The following is a 9748-nucleotide window of genomic DNA, read 5'->3' as shown; positions in this document are numbered from 1 at the left end:
CACCACCTACGCCTACAACGGCCTGGGCGACCTGACCAAGCTCACCAGCCCGGACACCGGCAGCACGACCTATACCTACGACAGCGCCGGCAACCGCGCCACCCAGACCGATGCGCGCAACATCAAGGCCAGCTACGGCTACGACGCGCTGAACCGGCTGACCCAGGTCACCTATCCGACCACCAGTCTCAACGTCAGCTATACCTACGACGTCAGTCAGACGACCTGCGCCAGCGGCGAGACCTACGCGGTGGGCCGCCTCACCCGGATGCAGGACGGCAGCGGCAGCACCGACTACTGCTATGACCGCTTCGGCGATCTGGTGCGTAAGGTGCAGACCACCAACGGCAAGGTGTTCGTGGTCCGCTACGCCTACACCAAGGCTGGGCAGCTGAGCCGCCTGACTTACCCGGATGGCGCGGTGGTGGACTACGTGCGCAACGCCCAGGGCCAGACCACCGAGGTCGGGGTGACCCCATCTGGCGGCACGCGCCAGGTGCTGCTGAACCAGGCCACCTACTATCCGTTCGGCCCGGTGGCTGGCTGGACCTACGGCAACGGCCGTCCGATGCAGCGGGTGCTGGATCAGGACTACCGCCCGCTGGCCGTCAACGACACCCGTAGCGATGGGCTGGCGATGGGCTTCGCGTTTGATCCTGTCGGCAACCTCAGCGCGCTGACCGCACCGGGCAACACCGCACCGGTCATCAAACTGGACTACGACCCGCTGGGCCGGCTGACCGCCTTCAAGGACGGCCCGACCGACACGCTGATCGACGGCTATACCTACGACGCCACCGGCAACCGCCTCAGTGCAAAGGTCAATACCAGCACTCAGACCTACAGCTATCCGACCACCAGCCATCGGCTGAATAGCGTGGCCGGTATCGCACGCAGCTATGATGCGGCCGGCAACACCACCGCGATCGGCGGCACGGCCGTGCAGTACGTATACGGCGCCAACGGCCGGCTGACACAGGTCAAGCGCAGCGGTACCACCGTGGCGAACTATGCCTACAACGGCCGCGGCGAGCAGGTGCGGCGGGTGGGCAAGACCAACGTCTACACGCTGTACGACGAGAGCGGCCACTGGCTGGGCGACTACGACAACAACGGTGCAGTCGTACAGCAGGCGATCTGGCTGGACGATCTGCCGGTGGGCGTGCTGGCCAAGACCACGCTGCGCTATGTGGAGCCGGACCATCTCGGCACGCCGCGCGCGGTGATCGATCCGACACGCGACGTGGCGATCTGGCGCTGGGACCTGAAGGGCGAAGCCTTTGGCGCCACCGCGCCGGATCAGGACCCGGACAAGGATGGCACCGCCTTCGTGTTCGACATGCGTTTCCCGGGGCAGCGCTATGACGCACTGAGTGGGCTGAACCAGAATTACCACCGTGACTATGAGCCGGGCACTGGACGTTATATCCAGAGTGATCCGATTGGGCTAGAGGGTGGTTTGAGCACATATTCCTATGCGTTGACGAGTCCGTTGCATCTAATTGATCCCAGCGGACTTCAGGTTTTTTATCCCGTAAATCCCGCTCTGAATGGTTCTGCGGCAGTGGTGGCGGCAAGGAATCAGAACGATCCAGAAAATCCTTATAATCTTGATCAATACGGGCCTAAAGTAGACAGCCCGGAAGTGCAGGCGGCATTTCAGCTCACCATGATGGTGAGTCCGCAAAATGCTATAGGGCCTAATGGGCTTTTGTGGAAGTTATCCATGCTAGCCGCTAACGCGGTTTGCAGTGATGAGGACGAGCCCGATGATAAGCAGTGCGATCATCAGTATTACAATGTTGATATTCCGACTTGTCGTGCAATAGGTAGGGCGCGAGGAAAAGCTGCAGGTACTGTATGCTATGCTTCTGCGGCAGAGCGCTATTCGGCCTGCTTGGTTGGACGCCCTATGCCTCCATTAAATACATGGAATAATTAAAATGAGTGAAGATATTGATATCAATGCTTTTATTCATAAAGATGGAGGTATTGAGCCTTTTTCGCTTAAAATATCCGAGCCAATTCCTTCGGGTGAAGATGACTTTTACTGTGTCGTACATATGCCTGGAGTGTTGGCAAAAGATAAAAAAATTCTAGGAATTGATGCGGCCCAGGCAAGCGAGCTGGCAGCTAATTTTGCCAGGTCCATGTTGGGTGATGCCAAGATTGTTGATGAAAATGGAGTTGCCATCAACTGGTGATGTAAGAAATCGGATAGATCCGCCAGCATTCCGCCGGCGGATTATTCGTTATCGTTGATCTGGGCCAGTCTTACTGGCTAATTTCTCATGGACGATTTAGTGATCTTGCAGTAGCTTGTTTGTAATGCTGGTGAAGTTCGCGGGCGATGTGTCCTCGCCCAGCTGTGGTTCCGCAAATCGGGCAACAACCTGGAGGTGAGCGCCACCGGCACGAGCGACAAATTTCCTGGTGACCGATTGGTACCTGGGCTCGCGCTACCAGGTGGAGCGGTTCGAGGCGGGCGACGGCAAGGCTTTGCAGGCCAGCCAGGTGCAGAACCTCGTACAGGCGATGGCGTCGTTCTCGCCGCCTGCCGCGGGGCAGACGCAGCTGCCGACAAACTACCATAGCAACCTGGAGACGACCCTGGCAGCCAACTGGAAGTGATCGGAAGTGCCGCGCCTCTAGCCTCTAGTTGGCAGGGGCGCGGCCTGGGCCGATCTGGCGAGCGGGCAGGTGGACATGTTCGCCGCGTCCATCACTGCAGCCCCACCACCAGCCACCGCCTGAGCAGCGTGACAGGCACCGCACGCAGCTATGACGCGGCCGGCAACACCGCCGCGATCGGTGGCACGGCTGTTCAGTAGGTGTACGGAGCCCATGGCCGGATGACGCAGGTCAAGCGCAGCGGCACGGTGGTGGCGAACTATGCCTACAACGGCCGTGGCGAGCAGGTGCGGCGGGTGGGCAGTACCAACACTTACACCTACACGCTGTATGACGAGAACGGCCAATGGCTGGGCGACTACGATGCCAATGGTGCAGTCGTGCAGCAGGCGATCTGGCTGGACGATCTGCCGGTCGGCGTGCTGGCCAAGACCACGCTGCGCTACGTGCAGCCGGATCACCTGGGCACGCCGCGCGCGGTGATCGACCCGGTCCGCGACGTGGCGATCTGGCGCTGGGACCTGAAGGGCGAAGCCTTCGGCACCACCGCGCCGGACCAGGATCCGGACAAGGACGGAACCGCCTTCGTGTTCGATATGCGCTTCCCGGGGCAGCGCTATGACGCGCTGAGTGGGCTCAATCAGAACTACTTCCGCGACTATGAGCCGGGTGCGGGGCGGTATGTGCAGAGTGATCCAGTCGGGTTACTGGCAGGAGTAAACACCTTTAGCTACGTTGGTGCACAGCCTCTGAATTGGTCTGACTCTACTGGACTGGATAAGGACAGGGTCGTAGAGCGTTGGTCTTCTTGCACGGCAAGTGATATGAAAGCTTGCGAAGGCCAATGCTCCCCTCGGCCAGTTGGAAGTTGCCGGCGACGCTGGATCATTGGTACCTCTGTTGTCGGAGGCGTACCTGTTCAGGGCTGGATTCCGAATGACTTGAGTTGTAGTTGCCAAGAGAACTTTTGCCAGAAAAACCCAAACACTTGTACCGCCGGCAAAGTAGTGTGGGCGACCATATTGGTATGCGGGGCTGTTGTGTATACGATAGGTGGTGTCCTGGGGCTGAATCCAGTCGCCAACTAAATCAAAGGAGTTACATGTGGTCAGTCTTGAAAAAGGCTCTTTTTATTACATGGTAAATTTTTTTGATTTTGATCTGAAAATCCCGCTGATTCAAACGTTGAGATATATCGGTGAAGAGATCGATGGGCGTGGCGTGGCGGTTATGTATTTTGATGAAATTCATCCCATGGGCGATGAAAAAAAGATCTTCGTCGAAAAGGTGGGAGCGGATGCTGTGATTCATGATATTCATGGGCTGGTCCATATTTTAGATCTCGCATCCACAGGTCGACTTGCTAAGGATGGCTTGGGGTAAATAATCAGGGGTTGAGAATGAAAAATAGGCCGCCAGCGAATCATTGGCGGCCTATTAGATTTTTGGCATGGAGAAGCCTTGAAATGAAACCTCCAATCATATCTTTACTGATGATTTTCATGCCTGCTTCGGCATTGGCCATCTCCCCTGGGGGAGACTTCATCGGCCTGGGTGAGGCCATCGGCGCCGCACGCGATCTGCTCGACGGCAAGGTGCGCGGACGCTTGGTGGTGGACGTCAATCGCTGAGGAGAGGGGCTGGCCTCGGCGGCGAGCCTCGATCGCGGTGCCGTGCGCAAGCCATCTGGCAGCCCGCCGCGCCGGGAGATCGATGCCGGCGGCGTGATGTTTCCTCAAGGTCGCCTGTCTGGAGGTGTAGCCGTTGTCGCATGCGGGCGCGCCGCCGGTCTCAATCCGCAACGGATGGTGGGCGGCGGTGCGGCTTGGTTTCCTGATGGCAATGAGCCACTGCCTGGCACGCAGTGAGGCGGCTTTGCGTTGGGATGGACGTCGCTTTACGTCCCGAAGGCGGGCCCCGGAGTGGCCGCATCGCCGTCTTCGACGAATCTCCCTCTTTGCGAGATTCTTCGCCGAAACCACGCGCAACTGCGCCCCGGAACGCTGGGAGCAAACCCGGGCGTCATCGCGTCCTGCCCGGGCTGCCGCTTCCGTGCGTGCGTGCCTGGCAGGCGGCGACCTACCACGCCCAATGTGAACGCTCCGCTTTCTTTCACTTCGCCGAAAGGAGTGCGAAAGACAGCGTGCCTAGGCTCTGCCCCCATCAGCCGGAGAGCCACCTTGCGCGCCCAATGGAACATCCTTTGCGATTTTGACGGTACCGTGTCCCTGCAGGACGTGACCGACAGCCTGCTCGAGCACCTCGGGCGCCCCGGTTGGCAGGAGCTGGAGGACGACTGGGTCGCCGGTCGGATCGGCGCCCGCGAGTGCATGAGCAAGCAGGTCGCGCTGCTCGACGGCGACGTCGATGCGCTGCACCGAGTGCTGGATGCGGTGCGGATCGACCCGGCCTTCGTGCGCTTCGTGGCGCTGGCCGAACGCCTGGGCATCCCGCTGAGCATCGTCAGCGACGGCCTGGACTACGGCATCGCCCGGATCCTGGCCCGCCATGGCCTGCACCATCTGCCGATCATCGCCAACCGCCTGCTGCGTACCGACGCGGGCGAATGGCGCATGGCCTCGCCGCATGCGCGCCCGGACTGCCCCAGCGGCACCTGCAAGTGCGCGGTGATGGCGCAGCAGCCGCCAGAGCGCGCGACCTTGCTGATCGGCGACGGCCGTTCCGATTTCTGCCTGGCCGGCAAGGCCGACCTGGTGTTCGCCAAGGACGGTCTGCTGCGCCATTGCCGCGCCAACGGGATCGCCCATTGCGCGATCACCGGTTTCGACGACGCCATCGCCCTGCTGCCCGATCTGGCGGTGCCGGCGACCACTACCGTGTCCTTCCCGCTTCCCGTCACCCAACGAGCCTGATCCCGATGAACCGGAATGTTTCGCTTTCCTCGCTCGCACCGCTGCATGGCGATGCCGCGCCCGATCCGGAGGCGCTGCTGCGCACCGGTGCCGACCACCAGCGCGCGCTGACCGATGCGCAGATGCTGGCCGACGAGTCCCAGTACTGCTCCTACGGCGACACCGTGCACTACAGCGAGCCGCCGCGTATCTTCGGTCGCTGCGACGGCAGCTACCTGTACGACACCGAAGAGGTGCCGTACCTGGACCTGCAGATGTGGTACTCGGCGGTCAACTTCGGCTACGCCAATCCGCGCCTGAACCAGGCGCTGACCCGCCAGATCGAGACCCTGCCGCAGGTCGCCAGCCAGTACCTGCACCCGACCAAGATCGAGCTGGCCAAGACCATCGCGGTCGACGCCGAGCGCAAGTGGGGCCGCAAGGGCCGCGTGCACTTCAACGTCGGCGGCGCGCAGTCGGTGGAAGACTCGCTGAAGCTGGTGCGCAACGCCAGCGCCGGCAAGAGCCTGGTGTTCGCCTTCGAAGGCGGCTACCACGGCCGTACCCTCGGCGCCTCGGCGATCACCTCGTCGTACCGCTACCGCCGCCGCTTCGGTCATTTCGACCGCGCCCAGTTCATCGAATTCCCGTACCACTTCCGCGGCCCCAAGGGCATGTCCAAGGAAGAGTACGGCGAGCAGTGCGTGGCCAAGTTCGAGCGCCTGTTCGAGACCGAGTACAACGGCGTGTGGGATCCCAAGGCCGGGCAGTGCGAGTACGCGGCGTTCTACGTCGAGCCGATCCAGGGCACCGGCGGCTACGTGATCCCGCCGCCGAACTTCTTCACCGGCCTGAAGCGGGTGCTGGACAAGTACGGCATCCTGATGGTGGTGGACGAAATCCAGATGGGCTTCTTCCGCACCGGCAAGCTGTGGGCGATCGAGCATTTCGGCGTGACCCCGGACGTGCTGGTGTTCGGCAAGGCGCTGACCAACGGCCTGAACCCGCTGGCCGGCATCTGGGCGCGCGAGGAGCTGATCAACCCGACCGTGTTCCCGCCGGGTTCGACCCACTCCACCTTCGCTTCCAACCCGCTGGGCACCGCGGTCGGCCTGGAGACCATGCGCATGCTGGCCGAGACCGACTACGAGTCGATGGTGATGGCGAAGGGCGCGCACTTCCTGGACGGCCTGCGCGACCTGCAGAAGCGCCACCCGGAAATCGGCGACGTCGACGGCCTGGGCCTGGCCCTGCGTGCGGAAATCTGCCAGGCGGACGGCTTCACGCCGAACCGCAAGCTGCTCGACACCATGGTCGACATGGGCCTGGAAGGCGAGCTGCGCCACAACGGCAAGCGCATCGGCCTGATTCTGGACGTGGGCGGTTACTACAAGAACGTGATCACGCTGGCGCCGTCGCTGCACATCAGCCACGAAGAGATCGACCTGGGCCTGTCCTTGCTGGACCAGTTGCTGACCCGCGCCAAGCAGGTCGCATGAGCCGGGCGGGAGACGACGCGCGCGGTTCGCGTTGCCTCCCGCCGTTGTTTGCGGCGGCGGGCGCTTCAGCCCGCCGCGCGCAGCGCGATCACCGCATTGAGTCCGCCGAAGGCGAAGGAATTGCTCAGCACCGCCTGCACCTGGCGGGCGCGCGCCTGGTTGGGCACGTAGTCCAGATCGCATTCGGGATCGGCATCGAGGAAGTTGGCCGTGGGCGGCACCACCTGCTCGCGCAGCGCGCCGATCGCCGCCACCAGTTCCAGCGCGCCGGCCGCGCCGAGCGCGTGGCCGTGCACCGCCTTGGTGGAGCTGACCGCCAGCGCCTCGGCGTGCGCACCGAACACCTGACGCAGTGCCTGGGTTTCGCAGCGGTCGTTGGCCTGCGTGCCGGTGCCGTGGGCGTTGACGTAATCGATCTGCTCCGGCGCCAGGCCGGCGTCCTGCAGCGCCAGGCGCATCGCCGTGGCGGCGCCGTCGACGCTGGGCGCGACGATGTCGCCGGCATCGGAACTCATGCCGAACCCCGCCAGTTCCGCCAGCGGCAGCGCGCCGCGGGCGGCCGCGTGCTCGGCGCTTTCCAGCACGAACATACCGGCGCCTTCGCCCAGCACCAGGCCGCTGCGCTGCGCGCAGAACGGCCGGCAGGTGTCGTCGCTGACCACCCGCATCGCTTCCCAGGCGCGGACCAGCGGCAGGCTCAGGCAGGCTTCGCTGCCGCCGGCGATGGCCACGTCGGCCAGGCCATGGCGGACCATCAGCGCGGCCTGGGCGAAGGCGTGATTGGCCGAGGCGCAGGCGCTGGAGACGGCGAAGGCCGGGCCGCGCAGGCCGAAGGCGATGCTGATCTGGCTGGCCGGCGCGTTGGCCATGCTGCGCACGATGGTCAGCGGATGCAGGCGTTCGGCCTGGTCGCGGTACAGCCGGCGCGATTGTTCGTCGCGGCTGAGTTCGGCGCCGACGCCGGTGCCGACCACCACCGCGCAGCGCGCGCCGAGCGCGGCATCGCCGTGCGGCAGGCCGGCCTGGGCGATCGCCTCGCGGGCGGCGACCAGCGCCATCTGGGTCATGCGATCGAGTTGGCCGGGGGCAATGCCGCCGGTCTGCGTGGCATCCGGAGCGAACCCTTGCAGGGTCGCGGCCACGCGCATCTTCAACGTGCTGAGCGGATCGGGCGAGGGCAGGGCGGCGATGCCGCTGCGGCCCTCGCGCATCGCGCTCCACAGCGCCTCGGCGCCCAGGCCGAGCGCGCTGACCGCGCCCATGCCGGTGACCACGACGCGCCGCGCGTGCGGGGAGGCGCCCATGGCGCGTCAGTGCGCCGGTTGCGCCGCGCCGGCCGCCGCCTTGGCCGCCAGCGCGTCCTCGACCGCCTGCACCAGCTTGCCGAGCGAACCGTCGTCCAGGTTCGGGTCGCGCTGCGGGAAGGTGATGTCGAAGTGTTCCTCGATGTCGAACAGGATTTCGATGGCCTCGAGCGAATCCACGCCCAGGTCCTGCAGCTTGGCATCCGGGGTCAGGCGCGCCGGGTCGATCTCGCCATGCTTGGCGACGATGCTGTGGATTTGCGACTCGATGGACGGGGTCATGGCAGTGCTCCGCGAAATGAAGGGCCACCGTGCGGCGCCCGCCGCCGGTGGATCGCACGCTGCGGCCTGGGCCGCAGCATCCATTCTCCACGCTAGACGATCAATCTTGCAGATGCCTTTCGTCAACCAACTCGAGCCGCAGGCCTTGCAGCGGCAGTTCCTGCAGCACCCGCCAGCCGGTTTCCTGATCCAGCCCCTGGAGCACGGGGTGCCGGCCTTCGAGGCCGAGTTCGACCTGCTCACCACCGCCGAACCCGCGCTGCGCGCGAAGGTGGCGCGACTGCCGCTGCAGCGGCTGTGGCAGCGCCTGCTGCGGCCGCGCACCAGCTTCGTCGGCAGCACCGTCAGCGAATACGCCTGGCTGCCGCGCGCGGCCGACCCGGTGCAGTTGCCGCGGCAGTGGCGTACGCAACTGGGCCGGCGCCGCGCACTGATGATCGTCAAGGACGTGCCGCAGCGCTCGCCGCTGCTGGATGAGGCCGACAACGCCTGGGCGCAGGCGTTCCTGGACGCCTGCGAGCGCAACGGCTACGTGCTGCTGCGCGGGCAGGCGCTGGCCTGGGTGCCGATCGACTTCGCCTCCACCGACGAGTACCTGGCGCGGCTCTCGCGCGGGCGCCGGCGCAACATCCGCCGCAAGCTGCGCTCGCGCGCCGATCTGGAGATCGAGGTGCTGCCGACCGGCCTGGCCTTCGCCGATCCGGCGCTGCGCGCGCACTGCTATGCGCTGTACCAGGAGGTGTACGCGCAGAGCGAGATCCATTTCGACCTGCTGACCGAACCGTTCTTCGACGCACTGCTGACCGACGCCGACTCGGGCGGGCAGGTGTTCGTGTACCGGCACCAGGGCCGCATCATCGGCTGGAATCTGTGCTACGTGCACGAGGGTCGGCTGATCGACAAGTACATCGGTCTGCACTACCCGGATGCGCGCGACCACAACCTGTACGCGCTGAGCTGGATCGAGAACCTCGACTATGCCTGCCGCCATGGCCTCACCGCCTACGTCGCCGGCTGGACCGATCCGGAGGTGAAGGCCCAGCTCGGCGCCAGCTTCACCTACACCTGGCATGCGGTGTACCTGCGCAATCCGTTGCTGCGCGCCGTGCTGCGGCGGCTGCGGCCGCTGTTCGAATCCGACGACGTCGGGCCGGCCGCCGATACCGCCGAGGAGGACTGA

The 9748-nt window shown here is 64.4% G+C and carries 10 protein-coding genes and 1 pseudogene; 9 read left to right on the top strand and 2 right to left on the bottom strand.

What is annotated here, in order from left to right; all coding sequences use genetic code 11:
* The 8 genes and pseudogenes from ACHWVH_RS11890 to ACHWVH_RS11855 all read left to right on the top strand — a co-directional run.
* On the top strand, window positions 1-1942 hold a 1942-nt coding region (locus tag ACHWVH_RS11890), incomplete at its 5' end, for an RHS repeat-associated core domain-containing protein (RefSeq protein WP_394687240.1).
* A 1-nt stretch (window position 1943) separates the two neighbouring features.
* Window positions 1944-2204, top strand: a complete 261-nt coding sequence (locus ACHWVH_RS11885) for a hypothetical protein (protein ID WP_394687239.1) — start codon at window positions 1944-1946, stop codon at window positions 2202-2204.
* A gap of 229 nt (window positions 2205-2433) precedes the next feature.
* Window positions 2434-2631: a hypothetical protein gene (locus tag ACHWVH_RS11880; RefSeq protein WP_394687238.1), complete on the top strand. Its 198-nt coding sequence runs from the start codon at window positions 2434-2436 to the stop codon at window positions 2629-2631.
* Window positions 2632-2732: 101 nt separating this feature from the next.
* Window positions 2733-3407 (top strand): annotated as a pseudogene (locus ACHWVH_RS11875) (RHS repeat-associated core domain-containing protein); the annotation flags it as partial.
* 328 nt (window positions 3408-3735) lie between these two features.
* Window positions 3736-4014: a hypothetical protein gene (locus tag ACHWVH_RS11870; protein WP_295933267.1), complete on the top strand. Its 279-nt coding sequence runs from the start codon at window positions 3736-3738 to the stop codon at window positions 4012-4014.
* Window positions 4015-4097: 83 nt separating this feature from the next.
* Window positions 4098-4262, top strand: a complete 165-nt coding sequence (locus ACHWVH_RS11865) for a hypothetical protein (protein WP_295933265.1) — start codon at window positions 4098-4100, stop codon at window positions 4260-4262.
* Between the two features lie 549 nt (window positions 4263-4811).
* Complete coding sequence (locus ACHWVH_RS11860) at window positions 4812-5504, top strand: MtnX-like HAD-IB family phosphatase (protein ID WP_026143941.1); 693 nt, start codon at window positions 4812-4814, stop codon at window positions 5502-5504.
* Window positions 5505-5626: 122 nt separating this feature from the next.
* A complete protein-coding gene (locus ACHWVH_RS11855; RefSeq protein ID WP_198526533.1) occupies window positions 5627-6982 on the top strand; it encodes an aspartate aminotransferase family protein in 1356 nt (451 codons plus the stop codon).
* A 65-nt stretch (window positions 6983-7047) separates the two neighbouring features.
* On the opposite strand, the gene ACHWVH_RS11850 is transcribed toward ACHWVH_RS11855, so the two are convergent.
* Together ACHWVH_RS11850 and ACHWVH_RS11845 are read right to left on the bottom strand one after the other, a co-directional pair.
* Window positions 7048-8286 (bottom strand): beta-ketoacyl-[acyl-carrier-protein] synthase family protein, encoded by a 1239-nt coding sequence (locus ACHWVH_RS11850; RefSeq protein WP_394687237.1) that lies wholly within the window; start codon window positions 8284-8286, stop codon window positions 7048-7050.
* Between the two features lie 6 nt (window positions 8287-8292).
* Entirely contained in the window at window positions 8293-8568 is a 276-nt protein-coding gene (locus ACHWVH_RS11845; RefSeq protein ID WP_010342598.1) for an acyl carrier protein, read from the bottom strand.
* Between the two features lie 112 nt (window positions 8569-8680).
* Between ACHWVH_RS11845 and ACHWVH_RS11840 the strand changes: the two genes are divergently transcribed.
* Complete coding sequence (locus tag ACHWVH_RS11840) at window positions 8681-9748, top strand: GNAT family N-acetyltransferase (RefSeq protein WP_394687236.1); 1068 nt, start codon at window positions 8681-8683, stop codon at window positions 9746-9748.

It is taken from the genome of uncultured Xanthomonas sp. (assembly GCF_964278005.1).
GTDB classification, from domain to species: domain Bacteria; phylum Pseudomonadota; class Gammaproteobacteria; order Xanthomonadales; family Xanthomonadaceae; genus Xanthomonas_A; species Xanthomonas_A sontii.
This window is presented reverse-complemented; position numbering and strand designations above follow the sequence as displayed.